Origin of the sequence: Kitasatospora sp. MY 5-36 (genome assembly GCF_001182915.1) — a bacterium.
GTDB lineage: Bacteria > Actinomycetota > Actinomycetes > Streptomycetales > Streptomycetaceae > Kitasatospora.
Genome location: NZ_LFVW01000058.1, coordinates 17,249 through 33,083, shown reverse-complemented (window position 1 = coordinate 33,083; position 15,835 = coordinate 17,249). Strand labels below are relative to the sequence as shown.

Genomic DNA, 15,835 nt, shown 5'->3' with positions numbered 1-15,835 from the left:
CGTCCGGCTGGACCGCTTCGCCACGCTGGAGGTGGAGCGCGGCTACCAGCCCACGGGCGACGCGCTCAGCCTGGCGCTCACCGGCTTCGCCGCGCTGGTCGTGCTCGGCGCGGCCGGGATCGCCACCGGCCTGGCGGCCGCCGACTCCCGGCAGGACCAGGCCACCCTGGCCGCGGTCGGCGCGCCGCCGCGGATCCGGCGGAGCATGGCGGGACTCCAGTGCACCCTGATCGCCCTGCTGGGCGCGCTGCTCGGGGCGGTCAACGGGTTCGTGCCGGCGGTGGGGCTGCTGAAGTCCCGGGCCAGCGGCTTCGGGGCCAAGCCGGCGCTGATCACCGCGCCCTGGGGCGAGCTGCTGCTGATCGTGCTGGTGCTGCCGGTGGTCGCGGGGCTGCTCGCGGCGCTGCTCACCCGCTCCCGCATCCCGCTCGGGCGGCGGCTGTCCTGACGGCCCCGTCGGCCTCGGACACGTCTTGCACACGTGCCGACCACCGGCTGACACCGCTTGGGCACCACCCGGGCACCGACCGCTACGCGCCGGGCGTCCGTCCCCCTCACCCGGGGGCGGGCGCCCGGCGCTCGCCGTACCATGGGCCGCGATCCGGCGGGCCAAGGGCGTCGGCGTCCGGTTCGGCGAGGGAGCAGAGGGAGTAGAGGGCGGTGCTGCGGGGGTTCGGGGACCTGGAGGCCGAGATCATGGACCGGTTCTGGTCCTGGGACCGGCCCGCCACGGTGCGCGAGGTGGTCGACGACCTCCAGCGGGACCGGGCCGTCGCGTACACCACCGTCACCACGGTCGCGGACATCCTGCACACCAAGGGCTGGCTGCGCCGCGACAAGGTCGGCCGCGCCTGGGTGTACCGGCCCAGCTGCACCCGCGAGGAGTACACCGCCCGGCTGATGCACCGGGCGCTGGAGACCACCCCCGACCGGGCGGGCGCGCTGCTCCACTTCGTCGACCGGATCAGCGGGGCGGAGGCCTCGGCCCTGCTCGCCGCCCTCGAACACGCGAGGTCCCGGGAGGCCGGGTAGTCCTCGCGCTCGGATCCGTCCCCGGACACGCCCCCGTGGGCCCGTCGGCGTGGGGGTGCCGACGGGCCCCGGGTGGGGGTGGGGGGGTGGGGGTTCGTGGGATTTGCCGTGGCCTTGACCCGCGCGCCTGAACCGGCGCGCCCGGGCCCGCGTTGCCGGCGGCGCCTCGTCGTCAGCGGTGCCGCAGGTACGCCTCCGCCGTCCGGCGCAGCCGGTCGTGCAGCCCGTCGTAGGCGCGGGCCCGGCCGAGCAGGGTCTTCGGCAGCTTGGCGACCATCGTGTAGTTGGTGTCGCAGACGTTCGCCGCCGGGGCCAAGCCGGCCTGGCTGACCAGCTGGTAGGCGTCCAGCTGGTCCAGGCCGAGCAGTTCGCCGGTCCAGCCGACCAGGTCGTGCTGGCTGATCCGGAACGCGTCCTCCAGCGGACGGGCGGAGCCGGTGCTGATCAGGAAGTCGTCGTTCTCCAGCCGGGGCCAGGCCGGTCCCCCGCCCTTGACCAGGTCGACGATCACGGTGGTGCGCATCGCCGCCTCCACCGCCGTGCCGCACACCTCGCCCTCGCCCTGGCGGGCGTGGCCGTCACCGATGGCGAGCAGGCCGCCCTCGACATTGACCCGGAAGTAGGCGGTGGTGCCGGCCCGCATCTCGGGGGTGTCCAGGTTGCCGCCGTGCGCGCCCGGGGTGATCGAGGCCAGCACCTCGCCGGCCGCCGGGGCGACGCCGACCGTGCCGTGCATCGGGTCGAGCGGCAGGTCCACCGTGAACCCGCTGTTGCGGGCCCGGAACCGGCAGACGCCCGCCTTGGCGTCCAGCTCGTAGACCCAGACCCGCTCCTCCAGCGGCGCGTGCAGCATCGCGGTGGTGTGGGTCGCGGTCAGCGCACCGAAGTGCGGGAAGGTGCTGGAGACGCCGTACTCCCGGGCCGGGGTGATCTCCGCGAAGTGCACCGCGAGGACGTCCCCGGGCTCGGCGCCCGCCACCGCGATCGGGCCGGTGACCGGGTTGAGGTAGGGGAAGACGCACACCTGGCTGGGCAGGTCCCCGGTGCCGCGCACCTTGCCGCCGAAGCAGTCCTCGGTGGTCAACTCGACGACGGTGCCCGGCTGGACGGTGACCAGCGGGGCGCGGCCGCCGAAGGTGTAGGCGTAGTCCTCCGGGGTCGGGGACAGCCGGACGGTCTCGGGCAGGCTCACTGCTTCTCCTCGGCGGGGGTGCTGTTCATGGCGGTGCTGTTCGCGGCAGTGGTGTTCGTGGTGGTGGCGTTCGCGGCAGTGGCATCGGTGGCGGCGGCCTCGGCATCGGCATCGGTCTCGGCGACGGCCAGCCGGGGCCTGCGCCCGGTCGCCACCAGCCCGGCGAGCACGATCCCGCCGACGAGCAGCCAGACGAACCCGAGCCGCTGGGCGGCGATGTTGGCGTTGACCACCACGTACGCGAGGATCGCGAAGCCGAGCGCCGGGGCGATCAGGTGCCGCCAGTAGTCCTTGCTGCGCTTGCGGACCAGGTAGTGGACGACCACGGCGACGTGCAGGACCAGGAAGGTGGACAGCGCACCGAAGTTGACCAGGGTGCTCAGCAGGGTGATGCCGTCCTCGCGCGAGGCCGTGTAGAGGCCGAGCACCAGCGAGATCCCGGCGGTCAGCAGGGTCGCGTTGACCGGCACCCGGCGGGTGGGGTGGATCCGGGCCAGGAAGGCGGGCAGCTGGCGGTCGCGGGCCATCGCGTACAGCAGCCGGGAGGTGGCCGCCTGGGCGACCAGCGAGTTGGCGAAGCCCCAGGCCACGGCGGTGGAGGCGGCGGTCAGCGTGGCGAGCCAGCCGCCGGCGGCGGTGCGGGCCGCGTCGTAGAAGGCGGTGCCGTTCGGGTCGCCGTCCCGGATCAGCGCGTCGGGGTCGGCGACCAGCAGCGAGGCGACCCAGGTCTGCACGATGAACAGTGTGCCCGCGAGCAGCAGCGCGGCGACCATGGACCGGCCGATGGCCTTGGCGGAGTCCCGGTTCTCCTCCGAGAGGGTGGAGATGCCGTCGAAGCCCAGGAAGCTGAGCACCGCGATCGAGACCGCCCCGAAGGCCAGGCTCCACGAGAAGGTGTGCCCGTTGTACAGCGGCGTGAAGTCGAAGCCCCGGCCCTTGCCGTTGGCCAGCGCGATCACGCCGACCACCACGAACAGGGCCAGCACGACGAGTTCGCCGATCAGCATCGCCTTGTTGACCCGGTTGGTGGTCTCGATGCCCAGGTAGTTGACCACGGTGTTGAGCAGCACGAAGCCGATCAGCCAGAGCCAGACCGGGATCGACGGCACCAGCGAGTTCATCGCGACACCGGCGATCAGGTACAGCAGCCCGGGCACCAGCACGTAGTCGAGCAGGATCATCCAGCCGGACAGGAAGCCGACCGGGGCGGCGATGCCACGGCCCGCGTAGGTGTAGACCGAGCCGGCCATCGGGAAGGCCCGGGACATCTGGGCGTACGACAGGGCGGTGAACATCATCGCCACCATGCCGAGGACGTAGGCCAGGGCGACCATGCCGCCGGAGCCCTGGAAGACGCCGCCGAAGATGCCGAACGGTGCGATCGGCACCATGAACACCAGCCCGTAGACGAGCAGGTCGGTGAAGCCGAGCGAACGGCGCAGTTCCTGCTGGTAGCCGTAGCTCTCGATGCCCTGGGGTGCGGGTGTGTCGGCCATGGTGCTCTCTCTCCGTGACGACCCTGAGGGGGTGTGGGGAGACTGTAGAGGGAACTATTTCCAGATGGAAGGGTTTCGTTCCGACATTCCACCTGACGAGAACGGAGCACCCGGAGCCGGCTTGACCTACCGGGGCAGGACGGCGAAGCCGAGGCCCTCGGCCCGGGCCAGGTGGATCGGCGCCCGGCCCGCGGCCTCGCCGTGCAGCAGCCGGCCCGCGGCCGCCGCCAGGCCGTCCGGGGCCAGGGCCCGACGGGCCGCCAGGTCGGCGAGCAGGCGCAGACCCTCGTACAGGCCCACCGCGTAGGCGTCCAGGACCGGCGCCCACGGACCGCACAGGGCCCGGTGCCGCTCGGCGAGGCTCTGCCGGCGCTCCTCGGCCAGCGTCGCGAAGGAGGGCATCGCCGCGTACAGCGTCCCGGTGTCGTCGCCGCCGAGCGCGAGCAGGCCGTTCTCCTCCAGGGAGCCGGAGAGCCGCACCAGTCCGCGGTCCAGCCCGCTGCGCCGCAACGCCCGGTTGAACTGCACCAGGTCGCGCCCGATCAGACTGAGCAGCAGGGCGTCCGCGCGGGCCGAACGCAACGCGTCCAGCAGCGGGTCGAGCGCCTCCTCGACCGCCCCGAAGGGGACCCGCCGCTCCAGCACCACCCGGGCGCCGGCCCGCGCCGCGAGACCCTCGGCGGCCCGGTGGACGGAGCGCGGCCAGATGTAGTCGTTGCCGATCAGCGCCCACCGGCCGATCCCGTGACGATCAGTCAAATCCTGGATCGCCGGGCCGAATTGGCGGGACGGGTCGATGCCGGTGCAGAGCACGCCGGGCAGCCGGGAGCCGCCCTCGTGCGGCGGGGTGAAGACGTACGCGAGACGGCCCGCGGCAACGGTCTCGACCGCCCGGTGCACATCACTGGTGTGGCACCCGGCGAGCGCGTCCAGCGCCCCGGCGTCCAGCAGGCGCCGCACCTCCCCGGCGACCGGGCCCGGCGCGCCGCCGCCGTCCACCAGCACCAGCTCCAGCGGGCGGCCGAGGACCCCGCCGCCCGCGTTGACCTCGTGTGCGGCGAGCAGCGCGCCGTCCAGCGCGGACGGGCCGGTGAGCCCGAGCGGGCCGGACTGCGGCACGACGAGGCCCACCCGGAACGCCGCCCCGTCCCGAGCCGAGTGCAGCGCATCGAGCGGATCGATCACCCTCACCTCGATGCTCACGGTGCGAGTATCGTCGTACCGCCGATATCGGGGAAGGCCGGAACGGGAGGGTCCGATGACCGCAGCTGGTGCCGCACCGGGGGTCGACGGCCGTCCCGGCGATCCCGCCGCCCGGACCGCCGCCCCGGCCGCCGAGCAGACCGTCGCCGCCGCGGCGCGCCCCCCGGCCGCCCCGGAGCCGCTGCTGGTCGAGCTGGTCACGCTGGCCCACCGCAGGCTCTCCGGCGGCCTCGCCGCCGCCCTCGCCGAGGAGGACTGCACCGTCGACCAGTGGCGGCTGCTGCGCGTCCTCGCGGACGACCGGGGACACGCGATGGGCGAGCTGGCCCAGGCCCTGCTGATCCCGCAGGCGAGCCTGAGCCGGCTGGTGGACTCGCTGGCCGACTCCGGCTGGGTCTACCGGCGCCAGGACGACCAGGACCGCCGCCGGATCACCGCCCACCTCTCCCGCCAGGGCCGCACCCGGCTGACCCGGCTGGACGCCCTCGCCGCCGCCCACGACGACGCCGTGCGCCGGGCCTGCGGCCTCACCGACCCGGCGCACGTACTGCGGCGGCTCGCCGCGCTCTGACCGGCCCGCCCCGGCCGCCCCGGGCACACGACAACGGCACCCACGGACGACGACGGCCCGCCCCCGCCGAAGCGGGAGCGGGCCGTCGCGGCGCGCGATCGGACGCGGTCAGGCCGGGCGGACGGCGCCCTTGTAGGGCATCACGGAGATCGGCAGGACCTCGATGTTCTTGCCCGTGTACGGGGCGTGGATCATCTTGCCGTCGCCGATGTACAGGCCGACGTGGTGCAGGTCGTCATAGAAGAACACCAGGTCACCGGGCTGGAGGTTGGCCCGGTCGACGTGCGGGCCGTCCTTCCACTGCTCCTCGGACGTCCGGGAGATGGTGACGCCCGCCGCGCGGTAGGCCTGGCTGGTGAGGCCGGAGCAGTCGAAGGTCGCGGGGCCGGTCTTGCCCCAGCCGTAGGGCTTGCCGAGCTGGGCCTGGGCGAACGCGATGATGGCGCCGGCCCGGCCGCTGGCCGACGGCACCGGGGCGTTCATGTCCGGGCGGTCGCTGGAGCGGGAGGCGCGGTCCTTGGCCGCGGTGGCGGCGGCCTGCTGGGCCTCGGCCTTGGCCTTCTCCGCGTTCTGCTGGGCGTTGATCTTGGCGCGGTCCTCGGCGCTGAGCTTGTTCAGCATCCCCTGGGCCTGGGCCAGCTTGGTCTGGATGTCCTTCTTCTGCTCCGCCAGCTGCGTGCCCACCGAGTCGAGCGCGGCCAGGGTGGCGGTGGCCTCGGCGCGGTCCTGGTCGAGCTTGCGCTGCTCGTCCTGGGCCTGCTTGAGCAGACTCGCCTGGGAGTCGGAGACCTGGTTCTGCACCGAGGCACGCTCCAGGTAGGCGGCCGGGTCGGAGTCGAGCATCAGCTGGACCGACGGGTCGATGCCGTTGGTGCGGTACTGGTCGGCGGCGACCGCGCCGAGCCGGGTCCGCAGCTCGTTCATCGCCTCCTGGCCCCGGACGACCTTCTCCTGGATCTGGTTGGCCTCGCCCTGGAGCTTCTGCTGCTTCGCCTGGAAGCCGTTGTACTTCTCGATCGCCTGCTCGGCGTCCTCGTTGAGCTGGTCGACCTGCTCCTTGACGGTGGCGAGGTTCGGGGTCGGCTCGGCGTGGGCGGTACCGGAGGCGAGGACCGCGCCGCCGGCCGCCATGGCCGTGGTGAGGACCGCCATGCGGGCCCGGCTCGGGGGGCTGGGCTTGCGGCGCTTTCCCATGGCGGTCGCTCTCCTTCGGGGGAATCTCGGGACGGTCCGGACGGAGCGGGGGGACGGCTCGGCCGGTGCCTGGGGACGACGAAGGCGGGCAGGACGAGCAACGGGGGGGTGCTGCCCCGCCCACCTTCTTCGAAGTAACTTAATAGATGAGGGGCCGGGTTCCGCAATCCCCCTGATCATGACGTTTTGACAGCATGACAGGACATCGATCGCGTTCCGTGCCATCGGCGTTGACCTCGGACACCTCCGGACACCGCGGACACCTCCCACCACCCGACGACCGCCGGTCGGATCACCGACGACGGCCCGGACGCCCCCCGGACGACGGCCCGGACGACCGCGCCGCCCGCCTCCGCCGACACCCCGGACGACCCCACCCGGCGCCTCCGACCCCCTGACCTCCGACCCCCTGCCGACACCCCTATCGGCCGCGGGTGCCAGCCGTCCCCGCACGCCATGGCACCCCCCGCCCCGGAGAGTGCTCGCGAGCGGCCGAACCGAGGGAAAGGTCACATGAGATTCCTCTCCTGCAGCCCCGCGCACGGGCGCTAACCTGCGCACATGAAGGTCCCGCCCGAAGGGCTCCCCCTCGCTGCCGAGTTCCCGGCCGCGCACCGAGAGCAGTGGCAGCAGCTCGTCCAGGGCGTGCTGCGCAAGTCCGGTGCCCAGCCCGAGGACGGTCCCGCCGCCGAGCAGGCGCTCACCACCCGGCTCCAGGACGGGCTGAGCGCACGCCCCCTGTACACCGCCGAGGACACCGACGCCGACCCGGGCTACCCGGGCTTCCCGCCGTTCGTGCGCGGCGGCCGGCCGCAGGGCTCCGCCGTGGCCGGCTGGGACGTCCGCCAGCGGCACGCCGACCCGGACCGCCGGCGCGCCAACGAGGCCGTCCTGGCCGACCTGGAGCACGGCGTGAGCTCGCTCTGGCTGGAGCTGGGCGGCGCGGGCCTCCCGGTGGACGCCCTGCCCGAGGCGCTCACCGGCGTGTACCTGGACCTGGCCGCCGTGGCGCTCGACGCCGGCGCCGAATTCACCGACGCCGCCGAGCAGTTGTTCAACCTGTACGAGGAGCGCGAGGTCTCCCCCGGCGCCGCCGCCGGCAACCTCGGCGCCGACCCGCTCGGCCTCCAGGCCCGCACCGGTCGGACCGACCGCACCGGGGCGCTGCTCGCCGAGGCCACCGCGCTGGCCGCCCGCTGCGCCAACGGGTACCCGGGCCTGCGGGCGCTCACGGTGGACGCCCTGCCGTACCACGAGGCAGGCGCCTCCCCCGCCCAGGAGCTGGGCTGCTCGCTGGCCACCGGCGTCGCCTACCTGCGCGCGCTGACCGCCGCCGGCCTCCCGGTCGACGACGCGCTCGGCCAGCTGGAGTTCCGCTACGCCGCCGACGGCGACCAGTTCCTCACCATCGCCAAGTTCCGTGCCGCGCGCCGCCTCTGGGCCCGGGTCGCCGAGGTCTCGGGGGCCGGTGCGGCCGCCTCGGCGCAGCGCCAGCACGCCGTCACCTCCCGGGTGATGATGACCGCCCGCGACCCGTGGGTGAACATGCTGCGCACCACGATCGCCTGCCTGGCCGCCGGGGTCGGCGGCGCGGACGCCGTCACCGTGCTGCCCTTCGACAGCGCACTCGGCCTGCCGGACGCCTTCGCCCGCCGGATCGCCCGCAACACCCAGGCGATCCTGCTGGAGGAGTCCCACCTGGCCCGGGTGATCGACCCGGCCGGCGGCTCCTGGTACGTCGAGCAGCTGAGCGAGGAGCTGGCCCGGGCCGCCTGGGCCTGGTTCCAGGAGATCGAGCGGGCCGGCGGACAGCAGGCCGCCCTGGAGTCCGGCCTCGTCGGCGAGCGGATCGCCGCGACCTGGGCCGAGCGCTCGGTACGGCTCGCCAAGCGGCGCGAACCCGTGACCGGCGTCAGCGAGTTCCCGCACCTGGACGAGCAGCCGCTGGTCCGCGAACCGGCCCCGGCCGCACCCGGCGGCGGGCTGCCGCGGGTGCGCCGCGCCGAGGCCTACGAGGCGCTGCGGGACCGCTCGGACGCCCACGCCGCCGCGCACGGCGCCCGCCCGAACCTCTTCCTCGCCTCGATCGGCACCGCCTCCGCGCACACCGCGCGCACCACCTTCGCCGCCAACCTGTTCCAGGCGGGCGGCATCGCGACGGTCTCGGCCGAGTCCGTCGACCCGGCGGCCTTCGCCGAGGCCTTCCGGGCCTCCGGCGCGACCGTCGCCTGCCTCTGCTCCAGCGACGCGCTGTACGCCGAGCACGCCGCCCCGGTCGCCGGCGCCCTGAAGGCGGCCGGCGCCGAACGGGTGCTGCTCGCCGGGCGACCCGCCGAAGTACCCGACGGCGTGGACGAGTTCATCTTCGCGGGGGGCGACGCGGTCGCCGTCCTGACCTCCCTGCTGGACCAGATCGGAGCCGCTCGATGATCCCCGACTTCACCGGAATCGGGCTGGACGGCGCCGGCGGCAGCCTCACGGGCGGCCCTGGCGTCACCGACGAGCAGTGGCGGGCCGCCTGGCGCCAGTCCACCGGCAAGGACGTCGACGAGCTGCTCTGGGACACCCCCGAGGGCATCGGCGTCAAGCCGCTGTACACCGGGGCCGACCTCACCGGGCTGGACTTCCTGGAGACCTACCCGGGCGTCGCCCCGTACCTGCGCGGGCCGTACCCGACCATGTACGTCAACCAGCCCTGGACCGTCCGCCAGTACGCGGGCTTCTCCACCGCCGAGGAGTCCAACGCCTTCTACCGCCGCAACCTCGCGGCCGGCCAGAAGGGCCTGTCCGTCGCCTTCGACCTGCCGACCCACCGCGGCTACGACAGCGACCACCCGCGGGTCACCGGCGACGTCGGCATGGCGGGCGTGGCGATCGACTCGATCTACGACATGCGCCAACTCTTCGACGGCATCCCGCTGGACAAGATGTCCGTGTCGATGACCATGAACGGCGCCGTGCTGCCCGTCCTCGCGCTGTACATCGTCGCGGCCGAGGAGCAGGGCGTACCGCCGGAGAAGCTCGCGGGGACCATCCAGAACGACATCCTCAAGGAGTTCATGGTCCGCAACACCTACATCTACCCGCCGCAGCCGTCGATGCGGATCATCTCGGACATCTTCGCGTACACCTCGCAGAAGATGCCCCGGTACAACTCGATCTCCATCTCCGGCTACCACATCCAGGAGGCCGGTGCGACGGCCGACCTGGAGCTGGCCTACACCCTGGCCGACGGGGTGGAGTACCTGCGCGCGGGCCTGGACGTGGGCCTGGACGTGGACGCCTTCGCGCCGCGGCTGTCGTTCTTCTGGGCGATCGGCATGAACTTCTTCATGGAGGTCGCCAAGCTGCGCGCGGCCCGGCTGCTGTGGGCCAAGCTGGTCAAGCAGTTCGACCCCAAGAACCCCAAGTCCCTGTCGCTGCGCACCCATTCGCAGACCTCGGGCTGGTCGCTCACCGCCCAGGACGTGTTCAACAACGTCACCCGCACCTGCGTGGAGGCGATGGCCGCGACCCAGGGCCACACCCAGTCGCTGCACACCAACGCCCTGGACGAGGCCCTCGCCCTGCCCACCGACTTCTCCGCGCGGATCGCCCGCAACACCCAGCTGCTGCTCCAGCAGGAGTCCGGCACCTGCCGGGTGATCGACCCGTGGGGCGGCTCCGCGTACGTCGAGAAGCTGACCCACGACCTCGCGTCGAGGGCCTGGGAGCACATCCAGGAGGTCGAGGCGGCCGGCGGCATGGCCAAGGCCATCGACGCGGGCATCCCCAAGCTGCGCGTCGAGGAGGCCGCCGCCCGCACCCAGGCGCGGATCGACTCCGGCCGCCAGCCGGTGATCGGCGTCAACAAGTACCGGGTGGAGAACGACGAGCAGATCGACGTGCTCAAGGTCGACAACTCCTCGGTGCGGGCACGGCAGGTCGAGAAGCTGCGCCGGCTGCGCGCCGAACGCGACGAGGCCGCGTGCCAGGACGCGCTGCGCGCGCTGACGGCCGCCGCCGAGGCCGGCCCGCAGCGCGGCGGCTCACTGGACGGCAACCTGCTGCACCTGGCCGTCAACGCGGCCCGGGCCAAGGCCACCGTCGGCGAGATCTCCGACGCCCTGGAGAAGGTCTACGGCCGCCACTCCGGCCAGATCCGTACCATCTCCGGTGTGTACCGAGACGAAGCGGGCCCGTCGGCCTCCCTCCAGCGCACCCGCGACCTGGTCGAGCGGTTCGAGCAGGCCGAGGGCCGCCGTCCGCGCATCCTGGTCGCCAAGATGGGCCAGGACGGCCACGACCGAGGCCAGAAGGTGATCGCCACCGCCTTCGCCGACCTCGGCTTCACGGTGGACGTCGGCCCGCTCTTCCAGACCCCGGCCGAGGTCGCCCGCCAGGCCGTCGAGGCCGACGTGCACATCGTCGGCGTGTCCTCGCTCGCCGCCGGACACCTCACGCTGGTGCCCGCGCTGCGCACCGAACTCGCCGCGGCGGGCCGGGAGGACATCACCATCGTGGTCGGCGGAGTCATCCCGCCGCAGGACTTCGACGCCCTGTACGAGGCCGGCGCCGCGGCGGTCTTCCCCCCGGGAACGGTCATCCCGGACGCGGCGTACGACCTGCTCAAGTCCCTGGCGGCCGACCTCGGCCACGAGCTGTGATTGCCTGAACGCATGCCTCCGCGGACGATCGACCTCGACAGCTATGTGACGGGCGTACTCGACGGCTCGCGCGCCTGGATCGCGCGCGCCGTCACCCTCGTCGAATCCTCCCGACCCGACCACCGCGCACTCGCGCAGCAGCTGCTCCAACGGCTGCTGCCGCACGCCGGCGGCGCGGTCCGGGTGGGCATCACGGGCGTGCCCGGTGTCGGCAAGTCGACCTTCATCGACGCCTTCGGCACGATGCTGACCGGCCAGGGCCACCGGGTCGCGGTGCTCGCCGTCGACCCGACCTCCAGCCGGACGGGCGGCTCCATCCTGGGCGACAAGACCCGGATGGAGCGCCTCGCCGTCGACCCTGCCGCCTTCGTCCGGCCGTCCCCGACCTCGGGGACGCTCGGCGGGGTCGCCAAGGCCACCCGTGAGTCGATGGTGGTGATGGAGGCGGCGGGGTACGACGTCGTCCTCATCGAAACGGTCGGCGTCGGCCAGTCGGAGACGACGGTGGCCGGGATGGTCGACACCTTCCTGCTGCTCAGCCTGGCGCGGACCGGCGACCAGCTCCAGGGCATCAAGAAGGGTGTGTTGGAACTCGCGGACGTCATCGCCGTCAACAAGGCCGACGGCCCGCACGAGCGCGACGCCAAGGCGGCGGCCCGCGAACTCGCGGGCGCGCTACGGCTGTTGCAGGCCCCGGACGCCGCCTGGACGCCGCCGGTGCTCACCTGCAGCGGCCTCGACGGCGCGGGCCTGGACGTCCTGTGGGAGCGGCTGCAGCAGCACCGCAAGGTGCTGGACGCCACGGGCGCGCTGGCGGCGAAGCGCCGCGACCAGCAGGTCGAGTGGACCTGGTCCATGGTCCACGACCAGCTCTACGCCCGCCTCCACGAGAACCCCGAAGTACGGCGCCTGACCCCCGAGTTGGAAACCCAGGTCCGCGCCGGCACCCTCCCGGCAGGGCTGGCGGCCCAGCAGATCCTGGACGCCTTCTTCGCCTGACCCGCACTGCTGAGGCCGAGCGCCGTGCCCCACCCCCGCGTGGGGCACGGCACTTCTCGGGTTCTCCTGGGAATCCCATCCGGTCGCAGCCCGACAACTCCACGCCATGCCAGGCCCGTTCTGGCCCTCTTCCGTCGCCCGAACGGCTGACAATGAGTCAACACGGGTACATCGACGTGGAGAACCGGAGATGCTGACGCAGCCGTTGAACCGGTCGAACAGAGGACGGGACCGCGATGACCCCTCAACCGCGCACACCCAACCCCGAGCTCGCCGCCCGGTCGATCGGCAGGTCCGACATGGACCCCTCACGCCGTGGCGTACTGACCGCCGGTCTCTACTCACTGACCCTGACTCTGCCGGAGTTCGACGAGAGCCCCGAGCGGATCACCCGTGCCGCCGCGGGCCGAACCGTGCGTGTCGGCAACGGCGAGGTCCAGACCGTACGGACGGTGACCGACCGGATCGCCGGAATCCTCGACGAGCTCGGTGCCGCCCACGCCCGCCCGATGGCTGCGGCGTTCCTGGTCAACTCGGTCGGGCCCTGGCTCCAGGCGTCCGGCACGACCCGGGTGAAGGCCGACCTGCTGTCGGCCGCCGCCGATCTCACCTACCTCACCGGCTGGATGGCGATGTACGAGACCGCCCACGGCCTCGGCCAGAAGTACTACGTCCAGGCCCTCAAGCTCGCGCGGGAGGCCCAGGACCACGTGACGTACTGCCGCACCCTGCGTGGCATGGCACTCCAGGCGTCCAACCTCGGCTACGGTCCAAAAGCCCTCGAACTCGCCGACTCGGCCGCCGAGGCCGCTCCGGCCTCCGGCCCCCGCCTGCGGGCCTTCCTCGCCGGCCAACAGGCGCACGGCGCCGCCATGGTGAAGGACCGGCACCAGGCCTTCGCACGCCTCGCCGAGACCGAGACGGCGCTGGCCCGGGCCGACGGCCGCAACGACTCCATCGGCGGCTACGACCAGACCGCGTACCACTTCCACGTCTCGCACGTGCTGTACGAACTCGGCGACCTCCCCGGGGCGATCAAGGAGCTCCAGCTCTCCAACCGCGTCCGCCCGGCCAACGAGAAGCAGGGCCGCGTGCACGGCAACGGCCTGCTCGCCCGGCGGCAGATGGAACTCGGCCACGTCGAAGCCGCCTGCGCCACCTGGGACACCTTCCTGGACGACTACGTCACGCTCAGCTCCGTCCGCGGCGACGAGCACTTCCGCGCCCTGAACACCGCCCTCCCGGCCCACGCCGCCAACGGCACGGTACGCCGCCTCCGGGAGCGCACCCGCGAGGTCGCACAGCAGAAGGCCGCCTGAGCCATGAGCCTCCGCTCCGGCAAGGCGTCCCGGTCGGGGTGATCTGGCCGGAGGGAGCCCGCCGCCGACCGCGTCACATCGGCTTCTCGCCGAGAGCGGCCCGCAGCCAGTCGAGGGAATCGGTCGCCAGGACGGCATCGGCGAGGTCGTTCGCGGTCTTCGTGGTGAGCCGGCCGCGGCTGTTGTCGATCCACCGCTGCGCGTTCGCGTAGCCCTGCGCCTTGTACTCAACGCCCTGGATCAGGCATTCCAGCTTGTCCGCGTCCCGGGCGCAGACCGCCTCCAACGACTCCTTCGCCTCGTACTCCGCGACGAGGTCCCTGATGGTCGAGGCCAGGACGTCCGGCATTCCCCCGACTTGGTCGGCCGTCACCGCCACCGGATCCGCACTCGGCGCGTACTTCTTGCCCAGGTGATTGACGTCCCCGGTGCGCGATTCCTGGGAGTCGTGCCAGACCGCCAGGAACGCGGCCTGCGCCGGATCGGCGCCTTCGAGCCTGGCGATGACCGAGGCGATCAACGCGGCCCGCCAGGAGTGCTCGGCGACCGACTCGGGGTCACGGACACCGGCCATCCACCAGCCCGTGCGCTTGGTCTGCTTGAGCGTCCCGGCTTCGAACAGGAACCTCGCCACCGAGCCCAGGTCGTCCGTCACTGCCGACTCCTCTCACGCCTCAGCGAGGCGGATCGCATAGCGGATGTTGTCGAGTTCGCGGCGCCCGCGTCGCGAGACCTCCCGGCTATCCAACATCATGGGCAGCCGCTCGCGGAGGGCGTTGGCCAGGGTTCCGAAGCGCAACAGGTTCGGTCGCACCTGGAGCAGGGACCACAAGGTGTGAACGTTGAGCTCCACGTATCCATGCTGAGGTACGAGGCCCTCGGCAAGGTGTACCAGCAGCTTGTCACCTGACCACGGGCCCGGCTTCGACGCACCGATGAAGTCGTCGGAGAGTTCGAGGTACGCGACTTCGCCGATCCAGTACGCCCAGTAGTTGAGGTTCGCGATCGTGCCGGCCTCATCGGCAAGGGCCGTGTCGATGAAGTGGTTGATGCGGCCCCGGTCCCCGTGGCGGGCGGACACCATGGCGACGGAGCGGAAGTTGAGCCAACGGGTCAGCCAGTCCCCAGGTTGTTCGTTTCGCTGTTGCTGAGCGACCCACTCCCGCGTGTCCGTTCGATCGTCGTACCCCGCAAGGTAGAGCGCTTGCCTGCGGACGAGAAACTGGTCCGCTCCCCGCGCTTCGGCAGCGGTACGCCGGATGTTCGCGAAGAAGCACGCACGGTCGGCGGCGGAGAGTTCCGGGCCTACCGGTACCGGCCCCCTTCGTGGACGTGGCGGGCTCGGAAGCAGGTGAATGGCCTTCGGCGCCACCCCGCTGAGAGGCCATGCCAGGATCTCGACAAGGTCTCTCCGCATCACCACTGATCCGATCAGACTCTCCCGGACGTGCCTCTCCTCCGCGAGCACGCCGGCCAGGAGAACGTCGGCCTCCAACGCCCGCTCCCATGTCTGGACGAGCGCGGGTGCTGTGCCCAGACGTAGGAGCCAACGGCCAAGCATGAGCACCTGTCCGACAGGCACGGCCGTGAGCGGACGTCGCCCGCTCTCCCACCCCGCGATCGTGTCCACTGAGACCGTCAGTCTCGCCGCGAACTCCTGCTGCGTGAGACCGAGCTGCTCTCGCATCACTCGGAAGACGTACCCGGCAATGCTGACCACGCGCGAGCGCGGAGGCATTCCCTGACCAACAGTCAGGGATTCTCTTGGGGTCGACCTCATGAAAGCCCTCAACTTCGGGAATTCGCGCCGGCATACCCGTACCGGCGGTCACTTCACGGTCTGGTCGCTGCTCTGTAGCGTCTTGCATGCCAGAGCGACAGATCCTCCCCAACAACAATACACAGGAGGAAAGTTGAGCATCGTCACCAATCTCCACCCCATCGTCCCTTGGGGCTTCGAACGCATGATGCCCCTGCGCAACGGCGAGCCGTCACGGTGGCAGTACGCGGGCCTGGACCCGGAGACCCAGACCGGTCGATGGTTCGGTGAGGACGGGAGCATGACCCCTGCCGAACTCGGCAAGCACGGCACGTCCGTGAACACCTACCCGCCGACCCAGCAGGGCAAGGACGGCAAGGTGGACGGCGACTCCGGCCACGACGCTTCGCAGGACTGAGAGGGA

The 15,835-nt window shown here is 72.3% G+C and carries 14 protein-coding genes; 8 read left to right on the top strand and 6 right to left on the bottom strand.

The annotated features are described in order from the left end of the window. Both AE652_RS05520 and AE652_RS05515 read left to right on the top strand, forming a co-directional pair. Positions 1–448 (top strand): FtsX-like permease family protein (locus AE652_RS05520; RefSeq protein ID WP_049649999.1); only part of this gene is annotated, 448 nt, incomplete at its 5' end. 215 nt (positions 449–663) lie between these two features. After that, positions 664–1,032, top strand: coding sequence for a BlaI/MecI/CopY family transcriptional regulator (locus tag AE652_RS05515; RefSeq protein ID WP_049650008.1), 369 nt, complete (start codon positions 664–666; stop codon positions 1,030–1,032). Positions 1,033–1,204: 172 nt separating this feature from the next. On the opposite strand, the gene AE652_RS05510 is transcribed toward AE652_RS05515, so the two are convergent. The 3 genes from AE652_RS05510 to AE652_RS05500 form a co-directional block, all read right to left on the bottom strand. Then, positions 1,205–2,224: an acetamidase/formamidase family protein gene (locus AE652_RS05510; RefSeq protein WP_049649998.1), complete on the bottom strand. Its 1,020-nt coding sequence runs from the start codon at positions 2,222–2,224 to the stop codon at positions 1,205–1,207. Continuing rightward, on the bottom strand, positions 2,221–3,720 hold the full coding sequence (locus tag AE652_RS05505; protein WP_234348236.1) for an APC family permease: 1,500 nt from the start codon (positions 3,718–3,720) through the stop codon (positions 2,221–2,223). The genes AE652_RS05510 and AE652_RS05505 overlap by 4 nt, the downstream gene beginning before the upstream one ends. A gap of 126 nt (positions 3,721–3,846) precedes the next feature. Then, positions 3,847–4,923: an ABC transporter substrate-binding protein gene (locus tag AE652_RS05500; protein ID WP_049649997.1), complete on the bottom strand. Its 1,077-nt coding sequence runs from the start codon at positions 4,921–4,923 to the stop codon at positions 3,847–3,849. A 55-nt stretch (positions 4,924–4,978) separates the two neighbouring features. Between AE652_RS05500 and AE652_RS05495 the strand changes: the two genes are divergently transcribed. Then, complete coding sequence (locus AE652_RS05495; RefSeq protein WP_082345305.1) at positions 4,979–5,494, top strand: MarR family winged helix-turn-helix transcriptional regulator; 516 nt, start codon at positions 4,979–4,981, stop codon at positions 5,492–5,494. A gap of 108 nt (positions 5,495–5,602) precedes the next feature. Here AE652_RS05495 and AE652_RS05490 read toward each other — a convergent pair whose 3' ends face one another. After that, positions 5,603–6,688, bottom strand: coding sequence for a C40 family peptidase (locus tag AE652_RS05490; RefSeq protein ID WP_049649996.1), 1,086 nt, complete (start codon positions 6,686–6,688; stop codon positions 5,603–5,605). A 561-nt stretch (positions 6,689–7,249) separates the two neighbouring features. Between AE652_RS05490 and mutA the strand changes: the two genes are divergently transcribed. The 4 genes from mutA (at position 7,250) to AE652_RS05470 (ending at position 13,652) form a co-directional block, all read left to right on the top strand. After that, complete coding sequence (gene mutA / locus AE652_RS05485) at positions 7,250–9,118, top strand: methylmalonyl-CoA mutase small subunit (protein ID WP_049649995.1); 1,869 nt, start codon at positions 7,250–7,252, stop codon at positions 9,116–9,118. Beyond that, positions 9,115–11,334 (top strand): methylmalonyl-CoA mutase, encoded by a 2,220-nt coding sequence (scpA, locus tag AE652_RS05480; RefSeq protein ID WP_049649994.1) that lies wholly within the window; start codon positions 9,115–9,117, stop codon positions 11,332–11,334. Before mutA ends, scpA begins: the two co-directional genes overlap by 4 nt. A 12-nt stretch (positions 11,335–11,346) precedes the next feature. Further along, entirely contained in the window at positions 11,347–12,333 is a 987-nt protein-coding gene (meaB, locus tag AE652_RS05475) for a methylmalonyl Co-A mutase-associated GTPase MeaB (protein ID WP_049649993.1), read from the top strand. Between the two features lie 236 nt (positions 12,334–12,569). Further along, the gene (locus AE652_RS05470) at positions 12,570–13,652 is read left to right on the top strand and encodes a hypothetical protein (protein ID WP_053111975.1); all 1,083 of its coding nucleotides are present in this window, start codon (positions 12,570–12,572) and stop codon (positions 13,650–13,652) included. A 73-nt stretch (positions 13,653–13,725) separates the two neighbouring features. Here AE652_RS05470 and AE652_RS05465 read toward each other — a convergent pair whose 3' ends face one another. Next, complete coding sequence (locus AE652_RS05465) at positions 13,726–14,307, bottom strand: HD family hydrolase (protein ID WP_049649992.1); 582 nt, start codon at positions 14,305–14,307, stop codon at positions 13,726–13,728. 12 nt (positions 14,308–14,319) lie between these two features. Then, a complete protein-coding gene (locus tag AE652_RS05460; protein WP_049649991.1) occupies positions 14,320–15,390 on the bottom strand; it encodes a helix-turn-helix domain-containing protein in 1,071 nt (356 codons plus the stop codon). Positions 15,391–15,565: 175 nt separating this feature from the next. On the opposite strand from AE652_RS05460, the gene tgmA reads away from it, so the two are divergent. Further along, positions 15,566–15,829, top strand: a complete 264-nt coding sequence (tgmA, locus tag AE652_RS43770; RefSeq protein ID WP_234348235.1) for a putative ATP-grasp-modified RiPP — start codon at positions 15,566–15,568, stop codon at positions 15,827–15,829. The last annotated feature ends 6 nt before the right edge of the window (positions 15,830–15,835 follow it).

Excerpts from the sequence above, each read along its gene's own strand:
- AE652_RS05505 (WP_234348236.1), bottom strand. The coding sequence starts at position 3,720 with ATGGCCGACACACCCGCACCCCAGGGCATCGAGAGCTACGGCTACCAG.
- AE652_RS05495 (WP_082345305.1), top strand. The coding sequence starts at position 4,979 with ATGACCGCAGCTGGTGCCGCACCGGGGGTCGACGGCCGTCCCGGCGAT.
- AE652_RS05490 (WP_049649996.1), bottom strand. The coding sequence starts at position 6,688 with ATGGGAAAGCGCCGCAAGCCCAGCCCCCCGAGCCGGGCCCGCATGGCG.
- mutA (WP_049649995.1), top strand. The coding sequence starts at position 7,250 with ATGAAGGTCCCGCCCGAAGGGCTCCCCCTCGCTGCCGAGTTCCCGGCC.
- scpA (WP_049649994.1), top strand. The coding sequence starts at position 9,115 with ATGATCCCCGACTTCACCGGAATCGGGCTGGACGGCGCCGGCGGCAGC.
- meaB (WP_049649993.1), top strand. The coding sequence starts at position 11,347 with ATGCCTCCGCGGACGATCGACCTCGACAGCTATGTGACGGGCGTACTC.
- AE652_RS05470 (WP_053111975.1), top strand. The coding sequence starts at position 12,570 with ATGACCCCTCAACCGCGCACACCCAACCCCGAGCTCGCCGCCCGGTCG.
- AE652_RS05460 (WP_049649991.1), bottom strand. The coding sequence starts at position 15,390 with ATGCCTCCGCGCTCGCGCGTGGTCAGCATTGCCGGGTACGTCTTCCGA.